Origin of the sequence: Verrucosispora sp. NA02020, from assembly GCF_013364215.1 — a bacterium.
Taxonomy (GTDB): domain Bacteria; phylum Actinomycetota; class Actinomycetes; order Mycobacteriales; family Micromonosporaceae; genus Micromonospora.
Genome location: NZ_CP054923.1, coordinates 7,079,577 through 7,101,366, shown reverse-complemented (window position 1 = coordinate 7,101,366; position 21,790 = coordinate 7,079,577). Strand labels below are relative to the sequence as shown.

The window sequence follows — 21,790 nt, the reverse complement described above, 5'->3', positions numbered from 1 at the left end:
ACATGAATCTTCTTCATGTCAGGCTACGGACGGTGAGGGTGGCGTGACGGCGGTTTGCGGATACGCCTGCCGGTCACTTCCGGCTGGAGATCACCTCGGGGTTGTAGAACACGAACTCGGCCAGCTTGTCCTGCTTGACCGCGTGGAACATGTCCAGCGTCTGCTCGCTGAGCGCCTCCCGGCCGCTGTCCGTGCCGTTGAAGGTGCCGCCGTTGGTCTTCAGCATGATCAGCTCGTTGCCGGTGACCCCGCGCATGGTGAAGACGAAGTCCTCCACCGACACGCCGCCGGTGTCCAGGATGAACGCCTTACCGGCCGCCTTGATCAGCTCGTTGAGCTTGAGCGGGTTGGTCAGCGTGCCGTTCTGGCTGGCCTTCTTCGCCATCGCCTTGATCAGCTGCTGCTGGTTCTGCTGCCGGTCGTAGTCGCTGTTGGCCAGGCCGTACCGCTGCCGGGAGAAGTCCAGCGCGGCCCAGCCCTCCATCTCCTGGCAGCCCTTCTTGTGCACCACCGGGGTCCGCTGCTTGCCGGTCTTCTTGGCGTCCGCGTTCCACATCACCTTGCCGTCGACGTACGACATGTGGGCCGACTTGACCTCCTGCTTCGGGCAGATCCGCACCGAGCCGAGGGCGTCGATGACGTTCTTGAATCCGCCGAAGTTGATGATCGCCGCACCGTCGAAGCCGACGCCGGTCATGCCCTTGATGGTCTGCGCCATCAACTGGGCGCCGCCCTCCCAGCCGCCGCCGTTGCGGGCGCCGGCCTGGAACGCCGCATTGATCTTGTCGACGCCGCCCGGGAAGTCGGTCTCCGGGAAGGCCGGAATGCGGGCCTCGGTGTCCCGGGGGATCGAGATCAGGTACGCCTGGTCGTGCGTGGCCGGGATGTGCAACACGATGATGCTGTCCGCGCGTACGTCGTCGGCGGCCCACCGCTCCCGGGCGTCCACGCCCAGCAGCAGCATGTCGATCGGGCCTTCCAGGTTGTTGCCGCCCTCGTCGACCGTCTTACCCGCCTCGCCGAGCAGGTTGCGCTGCGAGATGCTGCCGGTGGCCTGGCCGATCACGGCCTTGCTGCCGACGATGGCGAGGCCACTGGTCATCATCAGCACGGCGCCGAAGACCAGGGTGATCCGGGCCCAGAGAGGGTCCTTCCGCCGGGTGCGTCCCTTCTTACCGCCCTTGCCGGACTTCTTCTTGCCGGCCGAGGAGGGTGAGGGGTTCGATGCGCCAGGCGGATCGAGCAAGGAGGGGCTCTGAACCGGCATGCGTGCTCCAGCTCGTGAATGTGGGGGGCGGGAACACTTTACGGACGCAATCCCGTCGTGGCGAGTTCGTCTGACGCTCAGTTACCGTTCTCCGCCACGTCATCCTGGGGAAATGGACGAACGGGCAGAATGAAATGCACGATCGACTATTGGCTCCCAGTGATTTCACAGCAGAAGTCGGACTTTCCGTTCACGCAGGGTGAGCAGAGAGTCCGACTGTCGGCCGGTGGTGTGATCAGCCGTTACCGGCTCGCGACTCCTTGTTCGCCTTGAGCCAGTCGGCCATCGTGTCGCCGGACATCGCGCGGTACATGGCCAGGGCGTTCTCCCGGTCGGAGACGACCACCGATTCGCCGTTGATGTTCTGGCTACCCAGGTGCGGGCTGGTGACGAACGTGAGGTTCTCGCCCCGCAGATTGCGGAACTGCACCGCCATGTCGGTCAGCGAGAAGCCCTGGTCGACGGTGACCGCGTCGGTGACCGACCGGAGGAACGCGTTGAGCTTCTTCGGGTTGGTCAGCGTGCCGCTGCTCGCCGCCTTGTCCATCAGCGCCCGCAGGAACTCCTGCTGGTGACGCATCCGGGCGAAGTCGCCGTCCGGGAACTGCTTGCGCTGCCGGATCCAGTCCAGCGCCTCGGTGCCGTTCATCTGGTTGGTGCCCTTGGTGAACTTCCGGTACGGCTTGTGGATCGAGGTGATGCTCCGTTCGACCTCCAGCTCGACGCCGCCGAGCGCGTCGGTGACCTGCTTGAAGCCCCCGAAGTCGATCGCCATGACGTGGTCGATGTGCACGTCGGTGAAGCACTCGACGGTGCGTACCGCCAGCGGCAGGCCACCGAATGCGAACGCCGCATTGATCTTGCGCCGCTGGCCGGAGTCGCAGTCGGAGCCGGCGCTCTCCGGAATGGGTACGTACAGGTCCCGGGGGATGGAGACGAGGTAGGCCTGCTGGTGGTCGGCGGGGATGTGCATGACGATGATCGTGTCGGCGCGCCACTCGCCGGCCTGGTCCATCGGCGCATCCGGATCCCGCGAGTCGGTGCCCACCATCAGGATGTTGAGCGCGCCGTCCACCGCCTTCGCCGGCCGACCGCCGGTGATCTCGGAGAACGGATCGGTGCGGGCCAGGTTGTTGTCCAGGCTGCGGGCGTAGAACCAGGCGCCGACGCCACCGAGCAGCGCCAGCACCAGCACCACGACACCGGTCAGCAGGGCGATCCGTCCCCACCGGGGGCGGCGGCCACGCGGCGGCGGTGGACCACCGGGTCCGCCCGGCCCCACCGGACCTCGCGGTCCACCCGGTCCACCGGGTGCCTCGTCGTACGCCGAGAACCGGCTCGTCTCGTTCGCTCGGGCAGCGCGTCCGCCCCGGCCCGAACCGGCCGGAACCGCCGCGCGCCCGGCGCCGCGGTGCAGGTGGAGGGCCGGCAGTGCGGCGGAGTTGGTGGCTGACATGTAACTCAGGGTACGCAGGCCCCGCCACTGTCGCCCGTCGTGAAACCCGACCGGTGCCGGTGCCGGTGCTACCCGATCCGCTCGCGGAAGTACTCGATCGTGCGTCGCAGGCCCACCTCGGGCGCGACGGAGGGCTCGTAGCCGAGCACCTCACGGGCGAGGGTTAGATCGGGACGGCGCATCTCCGGATCGTCGGCACTGCGCGTGACGTAGGTCACCTCGGACTTGCTCTCGCAGAGTGACACGATCGTCTCGGCCAGCTGCCGCATGCTCATCTCGTGCTCGGTGCCGCAGTTGACCGGACCGCTCTCGGTCGAGTCGAGCAGCAGCAGGATGCCCCGGACGAGATCCGCCACGTAACAGATCGAGCGGGTCTGGTTGCCGGTGCCGTGCACGGTGATCGCCTCGCCGCGCAGCGCCTGGGAGACGAAGGTCGGGATGGCCCGCCCGTCGTCCGGCCGCATCCTCGGGCCGTACGTGTTGAAGATCCGCACGATCGCGGTGTCCACGCCCCGGCTGCGCCGGTACGCCATCGTCGCGGCCTCAGAGAAGCGCTTCGCCTCGTCGTACACGCTGCGGATGCCGATCGGGTTGACGTTGCCCCAGTACGTCTCCCGCTGCGGGTGCTCCTTCGGGTCGCCGTACGCCTCGGAGGTCGAGGCCAGCAGGAACCGGGCACCGTCGGTGGCGGCGCGCTCCAGCAGGTGCAGGGTGGCGACCGAACCCACCCGCAGGATCTCCACCGGCAGCTTCTCGAAGTCCGTCGGGCTCGCCGGGGACGCCATGTGCAGGATCGCGTCGAACCGTTCGGCCAGCGCGGGATGGTCCGGCAGCCCGTCGGAGACGTCCGCCTCCACCAGCGTGAAGGAGGGCGCGTCGAGCAGATGGGCGACGTTCTCCTTCGACCCGGTGACGAAGTTGTCCAGTGCGACCACCGTGCAACCGCGACCGATCAGGGAATCCACCAGGTGCGACGGGACGAAACCGGCACCGCCGGTGACCAGGACGCGGTGACCGGGACCAAAACGCTGCTCAACCTTCACGCCGACCAGACTAAAGGAGGGGTCCCCTGCTAACGCCTCGCGTCCTACAGGGGACCCCTACTAACAACTCGGCGGGCACCGGCGTGCCGATAGACGCTCGGTGCCCGCCGATGGGTCGTCAGTGCGCGCCGGCGCCGGTCAGCGAACGCACCTCCAGTTCGGCGTACTTGTCCTCGTCGCTCTCCTTGGAGAGGAGGGTGCCGATCCACCCGCAGAGGAAGCCGAACGGGATGGACAGGATGCCCGGGTTGGACAGGGGGAACCACTGCCAGTCGTGGTCCGGGAACATCGCCGTCGGTGCTCCGGAGACCACCGGCGAGAAGAACACCAGCAGTACGGCCGCCAGCAGACCGCCGTAGATCGCCCACACCGCGCCCGAGGTGTTGAAGCGCTTCCAGAACAGGCTGTAGAGGATCGCCGGCAGGTTGCCGGAGGCGGCGACCGCGAAGGCCAGTGCCACCAGGAACGCCACGTTCAGGTTCTGCGCGAAGATCGACAGAGCGATGGCGATCGCGCCGATCACCAGGGCGGAGATCCGGGCGACGCGTACCTCCTGGCGCTCCGACGTGTTGCCGCGCTTGATGACGTTGGCGTAGAAGTCGTGCGCCAGGCTGGACGACGAGGCCAGGGTCAACCCGGCGACCACCGCGAGGATGGTGGCGAAAGCGACCGCCGCGATGACCGCCAGCATCGCCGCGCCGCCCAGGTCGCCGCCGAAGAACTCGATTCCGAGCACCTCGGCGAGCTGTGGCGCGGCGGTGTTGCCGGCCGCGTCCTGTTCCCGGATGGCCGCACCACCGACCATCGCCGCCGCACCGAAGCCGAGGGCCAGGGTGAGCAGGTAGAACGAGCCGATGATGCCGATCGCCCAGAGCACGCTCTTGCGGGCCGCCTTCGCCGTCGGCACGGTGTAGAAGCGGATCAGGATGTGCGGCAGACCGGCGGTGCCGAGCACCAGGGCGATACCGAGGGAGAGCAGGTCGACCTTGTTGTAGAAGGTCTGTGTCGCGTTGCCGGCCACTTCGACGCCGTACCGCAGCCCAGGTTCGAGGAACGCGGTGCCCTGGCCGGAACTCGCCGCCGCGTCACCCAGCAGCGAGGACAGGTTGAACTTGTACTTCGCCAGCACCAGCAGGGTCATCAGCAGCGCGCCGCCCATCAGCAGGAACGCCTTGACGATCTGCACGTACGTGGTGCCCTTCATGCCGCCCACGGTGACGTAGATGATCATGAGAGCGCCGACCAGGATGATGGTCGCCACCTTGGCGGTGCTGGCGTCCATGCCCAGGAACGTGGTGCCGGGGCGGATGCCGAGCAGCAGTGCCACCAGTGCGCCCGCGCCGACCATCTGGGCCAGCAGATAGAAGATCGACACGGTGATGGTGGAGACCGCCGCCGCGGTACGCACCGGACGCTGCCGCATCCGGAAGGCGAGTACGTCGGCCATCGTGTACCGGCCGGAGTTCCGCAGCAGTTCCGCGACCAGCAGCAGGGCCACCAGCCAGGCCACCAGGAAGCCGATCGAATAGAGGAAGCCGTCGTAGCCGTAGAGGGCGATGATGCCGGCGATGCCCAGGAAGGACGCGGCGGACATGTAGTCGCCGCCGATCGCCATGCCGTTCTGGAAGCCCGAGAACGACCGGCCGCCCGCGTAGAAGTCCGTGGCGGTCTTGGTCTGTCGGCTGGCCCAGATCGTGATGCCCAGGGTGGCGGCGACGAAGGTCAGGAAGAGCACGATGGTCAGGTTCCGGGCCGTGGTGTTGCCCGCCTCGACCGCGAGGATCATCGTGGTCACGACTCACCGCCGGTCAACTCGTCACGGATCCTGTCGGCCACCGGATCGATCTTCCGGTCGGCGTACCGGCTGTAGAGCCAGGCGATGAGGAAGGTGGTGACGAACTGGAGCAGGCCGAAGACCAGCGCCACGTTGATGTTGCTGCCGAACAGTCGCGTGCCCATGAAGTCTCGGGCGTACGCCGAGAGGATCACGTAGAGCGCGTACCACAGGAAGAACGCGATGGTCATCGGGAAGACGAATCCGCGCAGCGCGCGGCGCAGCCCGGCGAACTCGTCCGACCGTTGGACCGCGAGGTACCGCTCGGGCGTCGAATCGGTCGGCGCGGTCGCGGGTGTGTCCGTGGACATTGTGTGGATCACCACCTTCACAGACGTCAGGAGTCCCGCGCACGGTAAGAAGCGGACTCCCCGCCGGAGAAGGCTGATATCGGTGTCGGTCGACGGTTGCGCCGAGTGGCAGGATGGCTGCGCCGAGTGACTCGGCTCACTCCGTTGAGCGGTAGGTGAGATCCGTCCAGGTTCGTCCGCTGCCGGCCCCGCGGTCAGCCCAGTTCGCGGTAGCGACCCCGATGATGCAGCAACGGCGCGATGTCGTCGCCGAGCTTCACCTGCTCGACGGTCGCCTCGACGAGCAGGCTCCAGCCGTACTCCCGGGCGCTGTCGAGCCGGCACCCCGCCCACCCGCCGGCGTCGGCGGGCACCGGGCCGTAGGGCGTCTCGGTCCAGGTGCCGGTGGCGAAGAGGCCACCAGGCGACGGGAACAGCCCGGCGAACCGGTCGGCGAGCTGCCGGTGCGGCGGGCCGAGCGGCGCGACCGCGAATCGCCCGGCCTCCTCCACCGCCGCCCACAGGTCGGACTCGGCGTCGATCAGGCCGAGCAGACGGTCCGGCTCGCCCTCGGCCACCAGCGTGGAGGATACGGTCAGCCCGGCCGGTCCGGGTGCCGTCCAGAGCGTCACCGGCGCGGCGAGCCGACCTCGCAGCCGCCGTGCCGGCGAACGGTCGCTCGCCGGCACGGCGAACGGGTCGGTGTGGTGGATCTGGGCACCCGGCTGATGATTCACGTGAAACATTGTGACCCGCCCAGCGGGTTCGCGGGCCCGTGCCCAGGTCAGGAACCGTTCGTGCAGGCTGGCCGGGTCGAGTCGCCCGTCGAGTTGGCTGAGCTGGGCGTGGGCCTCCGTCATCAGGAGCCCGAGATACACCAGGAGTGCGGTCCGGTCCTCGCGGTACTCGACCAGCAGCGACAGGCGGGCGGGCTGACAGGGCCAGTGCGCTCCACAGGATCGACACCGCCAGAGCGGTCGCATCGGCACGTGCGGGACGACGCGGCTCACGGTCGATCCGACCGTCCGTGCCGGGTTGATCCTTCCGGCGCGGCGGATGCCCGGATCACCAGCGGTCTCCGTCCGCCCGCCGGCTCTGCGCGAGGGTGCGACCCTCTCCGAAGATCACGCTCGATCTAGGATCGAGTGGTCTCGTCGTCGCTCGTTAACCACTCGATCCTGCATCGAGCGTGATCATGCGCGCCGCCCGTGAATGCGCGCCGCCCGTGAATGCGCGCCGCCCGTCGTCGTGCGGGGGCGCCTGTGGGCGTGTGGGGCTGCCGACAGGCGGCGGCACGGGCGCAGAAAGCCGGGTTATCCACAGGGGCGGCGCGCGGGGCGTGGTGACTGCCATCGTCGGTGGCATGTCCAGATCGCCTCGTCGGCCTCCGCAGTTGCGGGGGCGCATCTTCCGTGGGTCTCACGCGGTCACCAGTGGCCTGCTCACCCGCAACGACCTCCGCAGTTCCGCCTGGCGCTCACTCTTCCGAGACGTGTACGCGGACGCCCAACTGCCGGTGACCCACCGGATCAGGTGCACTGCTGTCGGTCGGTGGCTGATCCCGTCGGCCGGGGCGATCGCCGGCCGATCCGCTGCGGCACTCTACGGGTGCGCCGAGGTCGCCGCCGATGAGCCGGTGGACGTCGTCGTGCCGCGCGGCGTACGCGTCGGTGTCATCGCTGGTCTGCGCATCCGTCGCGGGCCCATCGACCCGGGTGACATCCTCGATCGCGCGGGGACGCCGGTCACGTCCCCCGAACGTACCTGCTGGGACCTGGCGCTCTGGCTCGACCTGGTGGAGGCGGTGGTGGTCATCGACGTGTTGTTGGCGCGCCGACTCGCCGACGCGTCCACGCTTCGCGGGTACGCCCTCGCGCGGGCGGGGCGTCGTGGCTGGCGGGCGATGCTCCGAGCAGTCGATCTCGCTGACGCCGGTGCCGAGTCGCCCCAGGAATCCCGGACCCGGGTACGGCTGGTGCTGGCCGGGCTGCCCCGGCCCCGTACCCAATGGGTCGTGTCGGATCGGGGCCGTTTCGTCGCTCGTCTCGATCTCGCCTGGCCGGACTATCGGGTCGCGGTGGAGTACGACGGTCTCTGGCACGCCGAGCCGGAGCGGTTCCACTCGGACCGCAGGCGGCTCAACCGGCTGGTCACCGGGGGCTGGATCATCCTGCACCTCACCGCGAAGCGCCTCCGTGCGGATTTCGAGGGCTTCGTCGCCGAGGTCCAGGCTGCGCTTCGCGCCCGGGGTGCCGTCCCGCCGTCGTTCAGCGGCGCGGGGTGACCGTGGCCAACAGTTCGGGCTGGCGGCGGTCCAGCGTGTCGCCGGCCAGGTACGCGCCGAGCAGTGCCGCACCGACGCCGTACACCGCGCCGAGCGGCAGACCGAGCCAGAGCCAGGTGTCGCCGAGCAGCGCGGCGGCCACCACCATCGGTATGCCGAGCACGGCGGTGACGACCATCGACAGCAGCGTCAGCAGACTCTTGGCCACGCCGGCACCACTGTTCATGGCGAACGGGTTGCTCGTCTCCGGCAGCGAGTACGCGCCGAGCACCGAGATGAACGAGTTGACCGCCAGCCCGACACCGTACGTCGCGACCAGTGCGCCGGCCATGAACCCGATCCACGCCGGCTCGCCGAGGACCAGCGCGATCACCACCGCGACCACGGCCAGCATCGGCAGGACGTAGAGCGAGAAGGCGGCCATCCGGGCGAGTAGTTCCTGTCGACCGGGTACGCCGGCCACCACGTTCGCGGCGTACGCGCTGCCGTCGAAGCCGAACTGGTTGGCCAGGGTGACGGCGGCGAGCAGCCCGACGAAGAGCATGGAGACGCTGACCAGCACCGGTGACGAGTCGCCGACGCTGAAGCCCTGATCACTGTCGAAGGCGAAGCCCTGCGCGCCGAAGTTGACCATGACCGGCACGAAGAGACCGACCACCGCGACGGTGATCAGGTTGGCCCGCCTCCGGGCGTCCCGCCACCAGTACCTGGCCTCCCGGGCGACCAGCGCGCCGAACTGGTCCCGGCGCAGCCAGCCGGCCGCACGGGGAAACAGTTGGGCGACCGCGCCACCGGTGGGTCCGGCCTGAACACGGGTCGACCCGGTGCTCGCCGCACCCACCATCGCCGACTCCAGCGACCGCGACCACCACGCCAACAGCGCGAGGATGGTGAGCACGGCGATCGCCAGCTTCAGCGGGGCGGCCCAGACCCGGCCCTGGGCCAGGTCGATGCCGGCCGTGAAGGGTGCGCCCAGCGGGGTCCAGCCCAGCACGGTCGCCACCGGGACGAACCGGTCCCAGTTGACCTCGCCGAGTGCGGCCACGCCCGCGATCTGCAGCGGCCCCAGCATCGCGGCCAGCACCGCCAGCAGGACGGCGGCCAGGTCACGGACCCGCCGGGAGCGGAGCATGGTGGCGAACGCGCTGGTCACCGCCCGTGCACCGGCGACGCAGACGAGTAGCCCCAGGACGACGCCGATCGCGGCCACCACGGCGGCGGACCAGCCACCGAAGACACCGGCGGTGACCACCAGGCCGGAGAACGCCACCAGGGCGGCGATCGCCGGTACGCTCACCAGCGCCGCCGCGAACAGCCCCTTGACCAGGGTGCGGCGGGGTAACGGCAGCAGCGCGAAGCGGGCCGGGTCGAGCGTCTCGTCGACGCCGAAGAAGACCAGCGGCAGCAGCATCCAGCCGAGCACGGTGAGGCTGCCGGCGAGCGCGGCGATCAGCAGCGCGTACGTGTCGTTGCCCGCCAGCCCGGGGGCGGCCAGGCCGAAGAAGGCGCCCACCGCGATCCAGAGCCCGAACAGCGACCCGATCAGGAACAGTGCGACCCGCCAGCCCTGACCACGGAAGTTGTTGGCCATCACCCGCAGCTTGAGCCGGACGAAGTGCCGGGCCGAGACGGCCCGTACCGGCTTCGCCGGGGTGGTCACTGAGACAGCCACGCCAGCTCCTCACCGGTTGCGGTACGCCCGCCGACCACCTCGACGAAGACCTCCTCCAGCGAGCGCTCGCCGCGTACCTGCTCCAGCGTGCCGACCCGCTTGATGGTGCCCTCGGCGAGGATCGCCACATGCGTGCAGAGCCGCTGCACGACCTCCATCACGTGACTGGAGAAGACCACCGTGCCGCCGCCGGTGACGTACCGCTGGAGGATGTCGCGGATCAACGCGGCCGAGACCGGATCGACCGCCTCGAACGGCTCATCCAGCACCAGCAGTCGCGGCCCGTGCAGCAGCGCGCAGGCCAGGCCGATCTTCTTCTTCATACCCGCCGAGTAGTCCACCACCAGGGTGCGGCCGGCGTCGGCGAGGGCGAGCACGTCGAGTAGTTCCCCGGCACGCTGGTCGACCACCGCCGGGTCCATGCCGCGCAGCAGGCCGTGGTAAGCCAACAGCTCGGACCCGCTGAGGCGGTCGAAGAGGCGTACGCCGTCCGGCATCACGCCGAGCAGCCGTTTCGCGGTGACCGGGTCGGCCCACACGTCGTGCCCGAGGACCTGGGCGCCACCCGCGTCGGGCCGCAGCAGCCCGACCGCCATCGACAGCGTAGTGGTCTTGCCCGCGCCGTTCGGGCCGAGCAGGCCGTAGAACGAGCCGGCGGGTACGTCCAGATCCACGCCGGCCACCGCGACCTTGCTGTCGAACCTCTTCGCCAGGCCGCGCAGCGCCAGCGCCGGGTGCTCACCAGTCATGATCCCGACCGTATCCGGTCCTGACCAGTGCACCGACCCTCCGGAGGACGATTCGCGGCTCATCCCCGAGTCGGACGTCGCGCCAGCCGCCCCTGCACGCCGACGGACGTTAGCAGCAATGCCGCTCAGTTAGGGCGGTGGGCGGGTTGTCAATGCTGCTGTTTCGAGGATGTTGATGTTGATGGTGGCGTGGTAGTTGGTGCGGTCGATGGTGCCTTTGGCGCGGTGTTTGGAGATCGCGCGTTTGACCACGCGGGGGCTGATTCGGGTGCGGCGTGGGGGTAGCAGGTCGGCCAGGATTGCGCGGCCGATGGTGCCGACGAGGTCGATGACGGTGCCGGCGATGACACCAGCGGCTTGGGTGATCTGGTCTCGGGCGGCGTGGACGGCGATGGTGAAGCTGGCCCGGTCGGGGTTGGTCGTGGGCCGGCTGGCGGTGGCGTCAGCCATTGCCAGCCGGACCGCTTGGTAGGTGGTGAGCAGGGCGTGGACCTCTTGACTGATCCCGTTCGGGGTTCGGGCTCGTAGGACCCGTCCGCCCCGCAGGGTGGACTTCAACTCCAGATATGTCGTCTCGATCTCCCAGCGGTGGTGGTAGAGGGTGACCAGGTCCATGGCCGGGAAGCGGCGCTGGTCGGTGAGGGTGGTGATCAGCCGGTACCGGCCGACGTGGCGTTTACCGTTCATGCTCACGACGATCTCGGCGTCAACGACCCGGACCGTCATCGTGCCGATGACAGACAGCCAGGACCCGTCGCGATGGCGGCGGATGACGGGCAGCCGCCGGTCGTCCTTGTCGCGGATGAGCAGGTCAGCGCCGGTGCTGGCGAACTGTTCGATCATCTGACGGGCGGCGAACCCACGGTCGGCCAGCAGCAGCATGCCTGGGCGCAGGCAGCCCAACAGACGCCCCGCACACGTGAGTTCGCCAGTGCTGATGGGGGTGAACACCGCGTCGATGACAGCGCGGGTGCCGCACGCCACGACGGCGACCAGCCGCAGCATCGGATACCCCGACCCACCGTGGCTGCCCGCCTGACGCGGATAGACCGTCAGGTTAGCCGCCGTATCGGGCACGAACATGCTGGTGCCGTCGATCGCGCACACCAGCAGACCCCGCCACCGGGCGGCCCCCGCCGGCGGACCCGACAGCAACCGGAACAACGCCACCAGCGGCTTGTCCCCGACCCGACGGCGAGCCTGCGACAACGCCGAAGACGTCGGCAGCGCCACCGTCAACCCGTCCAGCCCAGCGACCAACCGAGCCCACACCTGCCGGTAACCGACCTCAGCGAACAGCCCCGCCGCGAGCAGCAGATACACCACCACCCGCGACGGCAGATCCCGCACCCGCGACTGCACACCACCGGCCTCAGCCAGAACGGCATCGACCATCTCGAACGGCACCTGCTGCGTCAACTCACCCAGATGGCCCGGCGCGAACCGCCCCGCAGCCACCCTGATCGTGGACGTGATGGCAGACTGTTCCAACGGCGGGGCTCCCGGTCCAGAGGCTGTCTTGGAGTGACAAACCTCTATACCGAGACCCCGCCGTCCACGTCTACACCCCGCTTGACATCCACCACACCGCCCTAACTGAGCGGCATTGCAATGCCGCTCAGTTAGGGCGGTGGGCGGGTTGTCAATGCTGCTGTTTCGAGGATGTTGATGTTGATGGTGGCGTGGTAGTTGGTGCGGTCGATGGTGCCTTTGGCGCGGTGTTTGGAGATCGCGCGTTTGACCACGCGGGGGCTGATTCGGGTGCGGCGTGGGGGTAGCAGGTCGGCCAGGATTGCGCGGCCGATGGTGCCGACGAGGTCGATGACGGTGCCGGCGATGACACCAGCGGCTTGGGTGATCTGGTCTCGGGCGGCGTGGACGGCGATGGTGAAGCTGGCCCGGTCGGGGTTGGTCGTGGGCCGGCTGGCGGTGGCGTCAGCCATTGCCAGCCGGACCGCTTGGTAGGTGGTGAGCAGGGCGTGGACCTCTTGACTGATCCCGTTCGGGGTTCGGGCTCGTAGGACCCGTCCGCCCCGCAGGGTGGACTTCAACTCCAGATATGTCGTCTCGATCTCCCAGCGGTGGTGGTAGAGGGTGACCAGGTCCATGGCCGGGAAGCGGCGCTGGTCGGTGAGGGTGGTGATCAGCCGGTACCGGCCGACGTGGCGTTTACCGTTCATGCTCACGACGATCTCGGCGTCAACGACCCGGACCGTCATCGTGCCGATGACAGACAGCCAGGACCCGTCGCGATGGCGGCGGATGACGGGCAGCCGCCGGTCGTCCTTGTCGCGGATGAGCAGGTCAGCGCCGGTGCTGGCGAACTGTTCGATCATCTGACGGGCGGCGAACCCACGGTCGGCCAGCAGCAGCATGCCTGGGCGCAGGCAGCCCAACAGACGCCCCGCACACGTGAGTTCGCCAGTGCTGATGGGGGTGAACACCGCGTCGATGACAGCGCGGGTGCCGCACGCCACGACGGCGACCAGCCGCAGCATCGGATACCCCGACCCACCGTGGCTGCCCGCCTGACGCGGATAGACCGTCAGGTTAGCCGCCGTATCGGGCACGAACATGCTGGTGCCGTCGATCGCGCACACCAGCAGACCCCGCCACCGGGCGGCCCCCGCCGGCGGACCCGACAGCAACCGGAACAACGCCACCAGCGGCTTGTCCCCGACCCGACGGCGAGCCTGCGACAACGCCGAAGACGTCGGCAGCGCCACCGTCAACCCGTCCAGCCCAGCGACCAACCGAGCCCACACCTGCCGGTAACCGACCTCAGCGAACAGCCCCGCCGCGAGCAGCAGATACACCACCACCCGCGACGGCAGATCCCGCACCCGCGACTGCACACCACCGGCCTCAGCCAGAACGGCATCGACCATCTCGAACGGCACCTGCTGCGTCAACTCACCCAGATGGCCCGGCGCGAACCGCCCCGCAGCCACCCTGATCGTGGACGTGATGGCAGACTGTTCCAACGGCGGGGCTCCCGGTCCAGAGGCTGTCTTGGAGTGACAAACCTCTATACCGAGACCCCGCCGTCCACGTCTACACCCCGCTTGACATCCACCACACCGCCCTAACTGAGCGGCATTGACGTTAGCAGGGGACCCCTCCTATACCGCAGGCGTTAGCAGGGGGCCCTTCCTTACCGCCGGAGGGCGTCGGGGGCGTGCAGGCGCAGCATGGTGCGGGCGATGTCGGTCGGGGCGCGGCGGCGGGTGGCGAGCGAGACGGCGACCATCACGGTGAAGGCCAGCGGCACCGTCCAGGCGGCGGGCTGGGCGGTCAGGGTGGCGGGCCAGCCGGACAGCGGTGGGCCGAGCACGGTGACCAGCACCGCCGTGATCGCCGCGCCGCCGCCGACCAGGATGCCGGCCGCCGCGCCCGCGTCGGTGAGCCCGCGCCACCAGATGCCGAGTACCAGCAGTGGGCAGAAGCTGGACGCGGCGACGGCGAACGCCAGCCCGACCACCTGCGAGACGTCCAGCCCGGAGACGTTCAACGCGAGCACTGTCGGGATTCCGCCCGCGATCACCGTGGCCAGCCGGAAGCCGCGTACCGAGCCACGGCCGAGCACGTCCGTGGAGATCACTCCGGCGACGCTGGTGAGCAGGCCGGACGAGGTGGAGAGGAAGGCCGCGAACGCACCGGCGGCGACCAGGGCGGCCATCAGCCGGCCGGTGGTCCCGGCGCCGAGCGCCGCTTCGGGCAGCAGCACCACCACCGCGTCGGTCTGCCCGCTGACCAGCAGTTGCGGGGTGTAGATCCGACCCAACACGCCGTAGATCGTGGGTAGCAGGTAGAAGACCCCGACCAGCGCCAGCACCACCAGCGTGGTCCGGCGGGCGGCGGCCCCGTCCGGGTTGGTGTAGAAGCGGACGAGGACGTGCGGTAACCCCATGGTGCCCAGGAAGGTCGCCAGGATCAGCGAGTACGTGGCGAACAGCCCCCGGTCGTCGTCGGCCGCGGTGCTGGGCAGCAGCCATTCGGCCGATCCGGTCGCCACTCCGGAGACTTCCGGCACCGGCTCACCCGCTGCGAAGGTCAACTCGTCGCCGGGGCGTACCTCCCGGGTCTCACCGTCGGGCAGCGTGAGCACCGCGCGGTGCTCGACCACGACGGTGGTCGCGGTCCGGAACGTCGGCCCGTCGGGCGGCGTCACCGGGGGACGTCCGTCGGACTGCCACTGGAGGGCGAGGAAGATCGCGGGTACGGCGAGCGCGGTCAGCTTGAGCCAGTACTGGAACGCCTGCACGAAGGTGACCGCGCGCATCCCGCCGAGCGCCACGTTGGCGGTCACCACCGCGGCCACCACCAGGGCACCCACCGGGTACGGCGAACCGGCCAGCGTGGCCAGCGTCAGCCCGGCGCCCTGCAACTGCGGGACCAGGTAGAGCCACCCGATGAAGATCACGAAGATGGTGGCGAGCGTCCGCAACCGGCGGGAACCGAGCCGCATCTCGCAGAAGTCGGGCAGGGTGAACGCCCCGGAGCGGCGCAACGGTGCCGCCACGAAGAGCAGCAGGGCCAGGTAGCCGGCGGCGAAGCCGACCGGATACCAGAGCACGTCGACGCCGTACTTGAGGACCAGCCCGGCCACGCCGAGGAAGCTCGCCGCCGAGAGGTACTCCCCGCCGATCGCGGCGGCGTTCCAGGTCGGGCTGACCACCCGTGAGGCGACCAGGAAGTCGGAGGTGGTGCGGGCCAGCCGCAGCCCGTAGAACCCGATCCCCAGCGTGATCAGGGTGACCGCCACGATCGCGGGTACGACGAGGTCGTTGCCCACTCAGCGCTCCGGCCGCTGGACCAGGTCGGTGAAGTCCTGCTCGTTGCGTTCGGCCAGCCGCACGTACGTCCAGCCGACCGCGACCAGGAACGGGAAGGAGAGCGCGCCGAGCACCAGCCACGGCAGGTTGACGCCGAGCACGGTCATCCGCCCGACCGACGGCGCGATGGCGAACAACAGGGGCAGGCCGCCCAGCCCGACCAGCACCACCGCCGACAGTTGCAACGCCAGCGCCAACTGGGCGCGGACCAGTCCACGGACGAGGGCCTCACCGACCCGGGTCTGCTGGGTGAGCTCGGTGTGCGTACCGGCGGCGGGGCGCTGCCGCTGCGACACCTCGGCCAGCACCACCCGGGTGCGGGTGGGCGCCTCGGGTGTCGGCCGCCCGCCCTGCGGCGGCACCGGTCCGGGGTCGGCGTGGCGGGGCTGCGCCCCGGGCCCTGCCGCCGCCCCGGGCGCCGGGACGGGATCGTCGGCAGCGGCCACCCCGGCAGTCTCGTCCGCCGGACGGGAATGTCAAGAGGGCTGTGCACAACCTGTGGACAACCCGTGCAGCCTGTGGATAACCCGGTGGACGGGGGACGGCGTCGTGCGTCGCCGTCCGCCCGCCACCTCAGGTTCAGCTCGTCGGGATGACCACGTCGACGCTCGTCGACCCGGTCGCGGGCACCGTGAAACGGACCAGCCGAACGACGCCGTCGGAGTCGGCGACCCGGTACCGGCCCGAGTGCATGTCCACCCCGTCCAGCGAGACCTCGTAGCTGAGGAAGACCCGCTGGCGTCCGGTCAGTCGGAGGTCGAACTGCCCGCCGGAGACCAAGCCGCTGCCCGCGATGTCGCCGGTGTCGACGCTGTGCGCCATCACCAAGCCGGACTGGAACGGCCTACCCGTGCCGTCCTTGATCGTGCCGGTGAACTGCGTGCCGGGGCTGAGCGTCGCGTCCAGGGTCGCCGTGGCGTCAGCGGTGACCAGCACCGGAGTGGCCTTGAAGCGGCTGGACGCGCCACCGGACCAGACGGCGGCGTGCGAATCCCCGCCGAACACCACGGGCCACGCGTACGGGCCGAGTCGGGTCAGCGTGTAGCCGCCCTGATCGTCGGTGCGGACGTCCTCCGCGCCGACGCCGGGGTGGCCGGTGAGTACCGATACGTGGACGTCCGCCAGACCCGCGCCGGTCTGCACGTCCGTCACCCGACCACTCACCCGGCCCGCACGGTCGAGTCGGACCACCGGGCCGGTGGACACCTGGCCCAGGTTGGTGGTGACCGTGGCGGCCTCCCGCTCGTCGCCGGTGCCGCCGTCCGGCCCGACCCACTGCCGGCCGTACGTCTGGTTCTGCGGCACGGCGAAGAGCTTGTGCTCGCCAGCCCGCAGCGGTCCGATGTCCACCCGACCGTCGTGGTCGCTGCACTTCGGGTAGCTGTCCAGCAGCAGCGCCCGCTTGTTCGCGAACGCCTCCAGACAGACGCCGGCAAGGGGTGCTCCGGTCTGCCGGTCGACCACCGTGGTGCTGATCGTCGCGCCCGGACTCAGCGCGACGGTCACCTCGGTGGTCTGGTCGGCGCGGATCAGCACACCGCTGCGGTTGCGTGGGAGGTACCGGCCGTCCGGCGTGTAGAGGTAGACGTCGTGCCGCCCCTCGGGGATGTCGGGGATGATCACCGAACCGGTGCCGTTGCTGCACGCATCCATCGCGCAGAAGCGGGCGATCGGCGCACCGGTCACCGAGTCGACCGCCCGGACCCGCAGGGTCCCGGTGCCGAGCAGGGCGTCGGTGATGCTGGTCCGCTCCCCGCCCCGCACGGTGACCAGGTCGGCCTGCTCGGGGACGAGCTTCCCGCGGTAGTACTGCTGGCGGTCGTCCTTGAACACCCCGACCCGGTAGGCGCCGGCGAGCACCTCCAGGTCGAAGGCCCCGTCGGCGTCCGTGTCGGTCCAGCCGGCGTTCTCTCCGTCCGGCGTGTAGAGGTCGACCTGAGCCTCCGTCAACGGTGCCCCGGCGGCGGTGGTGAACCGGCCCGACAGGTTGCCCACCGGCAGCACCGTGTCGTCGGCCACGACCACCGCGTCGGCGGTGACCGCGAAGACACCCGCGCTGCGCAGGCCGAGCTTGCCCGGTACGTACTGGGCCTGCCTGGAGCCCTCGATCGGCTGGAAACTCACCCGGTAGTCGCCGGCGAGCACGGCCATCGCGTACCGCCCGTCGGAGTCGGTGACCGTGTTGGCCCAGTTGGGGGAGCCGATCGGGCGGGCCTCGACCCGTAACCCGGACCGAGGCTCACCAGCGGCGTCCACGATGCGGCCGGTGACCGTGCCGGTGGCCACCAACTGCTCGTCGACGGTGGTGGTGGCGTCTGCGGTCACCACGACCGGATCCGCCTCCCAGGACCGGAACTTCTGTCGGTGGTACTGCTCCGGCCGGTTGGGGGGAAGGTAACCGACGGTGTAGGAGCCGGGCCGCAGCGAGGCGAGAGTGTAGGTGCCGTCGGCGTCGGTCCGGGTTTCGGCGATGGTGGTGAACCCGCCGGTCCGGTAGACCACCACCGGAACGTCCGGTGCGGCGGCGCCGGCACTGGTCGTGAGTCGACCGCTGATCGTGCCGGTGTCGGCCGCCCACGCGGGGGTGGCACCGGGTGCCACGACGGCCACCACGGCGATGCCGGCCAGCACGGCACGGCGGATGAGGGTTAGCTGCATCTGCGTCCAAACGTGAGGGTGCGGGGCGGCCCGTGCAGGCACTGCGCCCGCGCCGGTCCCGCGCCCCGTACCGGACCGGCAGCAGGAGGATAGAGCAGCGACGATTCTCGCGTGGACCGATAAACGGACCGCCGCACGTTCAGCGGCTCCACTCCTGCTTCGCGGCGCGGACCAGCTTGTCCTTCAACTCCCGGATGTGTCGCCGGCTCACCGACAGTTCCGTGCCGTCGACCACCACCACGTACCCGGAGTTGACCAGCCGGAGTTCGGCGATCAGCCGGAGTTGCACCAGGTACGACCGGTGGATCCGGACGAAACCGGCGTCGGCCCAGCGCTCGGCGAGCGTGGCCAGCGACACCCGGACCAGGTGGGCGCCGTCGACGGTGTGCAGCCGGGCGTAGTCACCCTGTGCCTCCACCCACCGCACCGCCGAACGGGGCAGCATCCGGGTGGTGCCGGCCAACTCGACCGGGATGGTCGGGTCCTCCTCGGCGCGGGCCAGCGCGGCCGGGTGGGAGGGCACCACCCGGGAGCCGACCACCCGACGCAGCGCCTCGGAGAGCCGTTCGGACCGGACCGGCTTGCGGACGTAGTCGGTGGCGCCGAGGTCGAAGGCGTCGGCCGCGCCGTCGTCGTAGGCGGTGACGAAGACGATCGCCGGTGGCCGGGCGAACCGGCGCAGCACCCGGGCCAGCTCCATGCCGTCCAGGCCGGGCATCCGGATGTCCAGGAAGACCACGTCGATGTCGCCGTCGCGGAGCACCCGCAGCGCCTCGGTGGCGTCGCCGGCCGTGTGCAGCCGGGCCACCCGGGGGTCGGCGCGCAGGTGGTACGCCAGCTCGTCGAGCGCGGGCGGTTCGTCGTCCACCGCGAGGACGCGCAGGAAGCCGGGAGCGGCCGGGCCGCCGTTGCCGGTCACGAGCCGGCCCGTACGCCGGGATGGAACTTGGGCACCCGCATGCTCACCTTCGTTCCCGAGCCCAGCCCCGTCTCCACGACGAGGCCGAAGCCGTCACCGAAGACCGACCGGAGTCGCTCGTCGACGTTCGAGAGGCCGACGTGCTGGCCCGGGTCGTCGCCGGGGTCGCCGGTGGCACCGGCCAGCTCGGCGATCCCGGCGGTTAACGTGGCCGGATCCATCCCCACTCCGTCGTCCTCCACCGTGATGTGGCACTCGGCTCCCGCGTCCCGGGCCTCGATGCTCACCATGCCCGTGCCGGGCTTACGCGACAAGCCGTGCCGGACCGCGTTCTCCACCAGTGGTTGCAGGCACAGGAACGGCAGGGTCACCGGCAGCACCTCGGGGGCGATCTGGAGCCGGACCTGGAGCCGGTCGCCGAACCTGGCCCGTTCGATGGTGAGGTAGCGATCGATCGACCGCAGCTCCTCGGCCAACGTGGTGAACTCCCCGTGCGCCCGGAAGGAGTACCTGGTGAACTCGGCGAACTCCAGGATCAGCTCCCGGGCCCGCTCCGGGTCGGTCCGGACGAACGAGCCGATCGCGGTCAGCGCGTTGTAGATGAAGTGCGGGCTGATCTGCGCCCGCAGCGCCCGTACCTCGGCGCGGGCCAGCCGCTCCCGGGACGAGTCCAGCTCGGCGAGGGCGAGCTGGCTGCCCGCCCAGTGGGCGGTCTCCAGGGTGGCCTGCACCAGACCGGGGGCGGGCACGCCGTCGGTGACGGCGACCAGGGCACCGGCTATCCGGCCCTCCGCGCCGGCCAGCGGAGCCACCACCGCACCCCGGACCGGACAGTCGACGCGGTCGCAGGACAACTCCGCCTCGCCGAGCACCGTCGACCGCTCCGAGGCCACCACCCGCTGGGCCGCCGCGCGTAGTTGGTCCCCGTGGTGGGCGCCCCGCCCGTCCAGGGCGAGCAGGTCGTCGGTGTCGGTCAAGGCCAGCCCCTCGGCCCCGACCAGGGTGCGCAGGTGGCGGGCCGCCTTCGCCGCGCCGGCCGGGTTCAGCCCGGCACGCAGCGGTTCGGCGGCCAACCCGGCGGTGTGCAGCACCTCGTAGGTGGCCCGCTGGCCGGGGGTGGCGATGCCACGTCGACCGCGCAGCCGACCGACGGCGTACAGGGCCCCGGCCAGTACGGCGACCAGGGAGATGACGCCGACGACGGCGGAGAGGTTGCCACCCACGCCGACGATCCTGGTCGTTTCCGGCCGCCGGGCCAAGAGTCAGTACGCGCCCTTGCGGGCCAGCACGACGCCCACGGTGCGCCACAGGATGCTCAGGTCGTACGCCAGCGACCAGTTGTCGACGTAGTAGAGGTCCAGCCGGACGGCCTCGTCCCAGGACAGGTCCGAGCGGCCGGAGACCTGCCACAGGCCGGTCATACCGGGACGGACCAGCAGTCGGCGTCGTACGTCACCGAGGAAGTCGCCGTCGTCGGCGGGCAGCGGGCGCGGTCCGACCAACGACATCTCACCCTTGAGTACGTTGATCAACTGAGGCAGCTCGTCCAGCGACGAGGCACGCAGGAAGCGGCCCACCGGGAAGACCCGGGGATCCTGCTTCATCTTGAACAGCATGCCGTCGGTCTCGTTCTGGTCGGTCAGGCTGGCGAGCCGGTCCTCCGCGTCGACGTACATGGTGCGGAACTTCCACACCCGGAACGTCCGTCCCTCGTGCCCCACCCGGGGCTGGCGGAAGAAGACCGGACCTGGGTCGGAGATCCGGATCGCGACGGCGACGGCGAGGAAGACCGGCACCAGCATCAGCAGGCCGAGACCGGCGCCGACCCGGTCCATCATGCTCTTGGCCAGCAGCGCGGGCCCGGAGAGGGTCGGCTCCTCGACGTGCAGCAGCGGCAGACCCTCGATCGGGCGGATGTGCACCCGGGGGCCGGCGATGTCGGTCAACTGCGGGGCCACCACCAGGTCGACCCCGGAGCCCTCCAACTGCCAGGCCAGCCGGCGCAGCTCGCCCGGCTCGGAGCTGGCCGAGCCGCAGACCGCGATGGTGTCGCCGCCGACCTCACGGACCAGCGCCAGTACGTCGCGTCCGGCGTACACCGGGACCGGGGTCTGCACGCCCCGTGCTGCCGCATACCCGTCGGTGATGTGGATGGCGACCGGGACCAGCCCGGCGGAGGGGTTGCGGGTGACCGCGGTGTAGACCTCCAGGCAGTCCGGCAGCGTGCCGACCAGCACCATCCGGTGCGCCGCCTGCTGGATGTTGCGCCGGATGACGTGCAGCACGAAGCGGGCCAGGATCCGGCCCAGCAGGATCAGCAGCAGCGCCATCAGCAGGGCGGTGCCGACGGTGAACCGGGACAGGTCGGTCTTGGTGGCGAAGGCGAGGAACGACACCGTGGCGCAGGCCGTGACCCCGGCGCGGATCACCCGCTTGAACTCGTCCGGCCCGAGCCCGAGACAACGCCGGTCGTAGGCGCCGTTGAACCACAGAACCACCAGCCAGCCCAGCGGCAACAGCAGGAAGGCCACCGTGAAGAACCAGGTCGGGTCGTTCTGCGCGTCGTAGAAACCGGCGGTGGCCTGGTCGAAGCTGTGGATCGCGGTGTAGCTGGAGAAGGCGACGGCGGCGAAGTCCAGCAGCAGCAGGATCGCCGTGTACGGGCGGTGCCAGCGGGAGACGCGTCGCCGCGCCCGCGCCCACGCCGATCGCGGTACGCCGCTGGTGGAGGGTGGGGTCGGCGGCTGGATCTCGAAGCTGTCGACGTGCCGCACGAATCTGCT

Annotated in this window: 16 protein-coding genes and 1 pseudogene; 1 reads left to right on the top strand and 16 read right to left on the bottom strand. The window is 70.1% G+C overall.

Translation table 11 applies throughout. The features are described 5' to 3' along the window. Positions 1 to 73 precede the first annotated feature (73 nt). From HUT12_RS31685 to HUT12_RS31660, 6 genes and pseudogenes are all read right to left on the bottom strand, one after another. A complete protein-coding gene (locus HUT12_RS31685; RefSeq protein ID WP_176095566.1) occupies positions 74 to 1,267 on the bottom strand; it encodes an LCP family protein in 1,194 nt (397 codons plus the stop codon). Between the two features lie 235 nt (positions 1,268 to 1,502). Then, complete coding sequence (locus HUT12_RS31680; RefSeq protein WP_176095565.1) at positions 1,503 to 2,723, bottom strand: LCP family protein; 1,221 nt, start codon at positions 2,721 to 2,723, stop codon at positions 1,503 to 1,505. Positions 2,724 to 2,791: 68 nt separating this feature from the next. Continuing rightward, positions 2,792 to 3,766 (bottom strand): NAD-dependent epimerase/dehydratase family protein, encoded by a 975-nt coding sequence (locus HUT12_RS31675; RefSeq protein WP_131055746.1) that lies wholly within the window; start codon positions 3,764 to 3,766, stop codon positions 2,792 to 2,794. Positions 3,767 to 3,884: 118 nt separating this feature from the next. Continuing rightward, positions 3,885 to 5,552: a cation acetate symporter gene (locus HUT12_RS31670; RefSeq protein WP_176096061.1), complete on the bottom strand. Its 1,668-nt coding sequence runs from the start codon at positions 5,550 to 5,552 to the stop codon at positions 3,885 to 3,887. Continuing rightward, positions 5,539 to 5,911 (bottom strand): annotated as a pseudogene (locus HUT12_RS31665) (DUF485 domain-containing protein); the annotation flags it as partial. The gene HUT12_RS31670 and the pseudogene HUT12_RS31665, both read right to left, overlap by 14 nt. A gap of 194 nt (positions 5,912 to 6,105) precedes the next feature. Then, positions 6,106 to 6,873 (bottom strand): flavin reductase family protein, encoded by a 768-nt coding sequence (locus tag HUT12_RS31660; RefSeq protein WP_176096060.1) that lies wholly within the window; start codon positions 6,871 to 6,873, stop codon positions 6,106 to 6,108. A gap of 380 nt (positions 6,874 to 7,253) precedes the next feature. On the opposite strand from HUT12_RS31660, the gene HUT12_RS31655 reads away from it, so the two are divergent. Further along, positions 7,254 to 8,174, top strand: coding sequence for an endonuclease domain-containing protein (locus tag HUT12_RS31655; RefSeq protein ID WP_176095564.1), 921 nt, complete (start codon positions 7,254 to 7,256; stop codon positions 8,172 to 8,174). Here the strand turns inward: HUT12_RS31655 and HUT12_RS31650 are convergent. From HUT12_RS31650 to HUT12_RS31605, 10 genes are all read right to left on the bottom strand, one after another. Continuing rightward, on the bottom strand, positions 8,158 to 9,846 hold the full coding sequence (locus HUT12_RS31650; RefSeq protein WP_176095563.1) for an ABC transporter permease: 1,689 nt from the start codon (positions 9,844 to 9,846) through the stop codon (positions 8,158 to 8,160). The two genes, HUT12_RS31655 and HUT12_RS31650, sit on opposite strands and share 17 nt — an antisense overlap. Continuing rightward, positions 9,831 to 10,595, bottom strand: a complete 765-nt coding sequence (locus HUT12_RS31645; protein ID WP_131055826.1) for an ABC transporter ATP-binding protein — start codon at positions 10,593 to 10,595, stop codon at positions 9,831 to 9,833. The genes HUT12_RS31650 and HUT12_RS31645 overlap by 16 nt, the downstream gene beginning before the upstream one ends. Before the next feature lie 129 nt (positions 10,596 to 10,724). Continuing rightward, positions 10,725 to 12,086 (bottom strand): IS4 family transposase, encoded by a 1,362-nt coding sequence (locus tag HUT12_RS31640; RefSeq protein ID WP_176092250.1) that lies wholly within the window; start codon positions 12,084 to 12,086, stop codon positions 10,725 to 10,727. A gap of 131 nt (positions 12,087 to 12,217) precedes the next feature. Further along, positions 12,218 to 13,579 carry an IS4 family transposase gene (locus HUT12_RS31635; RefSeq protein ID WP_176092250.1) on the bottom strand — a complete coding sequence of 454 codons (1,362 nt, stop codon included), beginning with the start codon at positions 13,577 to 13,579 and terminating at the stop codon, positions 12,218 to 12,220. Positions 13,580 to 13,749: 170 nt separating this feature from the next. Next, positions 13,750 to 15,390 carry a cation acetate symporter gene (locus tag HUT12_RS31630; RefSeq protein WP_176095562.1) on the bottom strand — a complete coding sequence of 547 codons (1,641 nt, stop codon included), beginning with the start codon at positions 15,388 to 15,390 and terminating at the stop codon, positions 13,750 to 13,752. Further along, positions 15,391 to 15,792: a hypothetical protein gene (locus tag HUT12_RS31625; protein ID WP_176096059.1), complete on the bottom strand. Its 402-nt coding sequence runs from the start codon at positions 15,790 to 15,792 to the stop codon at positions 15,391 to 15,393. Positions 15,793 to 16,009: 217 nt separating this feature from the next. Beyond that, positions 16,010 to 18,088, bottom strand: coding sequence for a carboxypeptidase-like regulatory domain-containing protein (locus HUT12_RS31620; protein WP_176095561.1), 2,079 nt, complete (start codon positions 18,086 to 18,088; stop codon positions 16,010 to 16,012). 139 nt (positions 18,089 to 18,227) lie between these two features. Further along, positions 18,228 to 19,007: a LytTR family DNA-binding domain-containing protein gene (locus HUT12_RS31615; protein WP_131054758.1), complete on the bottom strand. Its 780-nt coding sequence runs from the start codon at positions 19,005 to 19,007 to the stop codon at positions 18,228 to 18,230. Beyond that, a complete protein-coding gene (locus HUT12_RS31610) occupies positions 19,004 to 20,230 on the bottom strand; it encodes a sensor histidine kinase (RefSeq protein WP_176095560.1) in 1,227 nt (408 codons plus the stop codon). The genes HUT12_RS31615 and HUT12_RS31610 overlap by 4 nt, the downstream gene beginning before the upstream one ends. Before the next feature lie 39 nt (positions 20,231 to 20,269). After that, positions 20,270 to 21,781 carry a sugar transferase gene (locus tag HUT12_RS31605; RefSeq protein WP_176096058.1) on the bottom strand — a complete coding sequence of 504 codons (1,512 nt, stop codon included), beginning with the start codon at positions 21,779 to 21,781 and terminating at the stop codon, positions 20,270 to 20,272. Positions 21,782 to 21,790 lie beyond the last annotated feature (9 nt).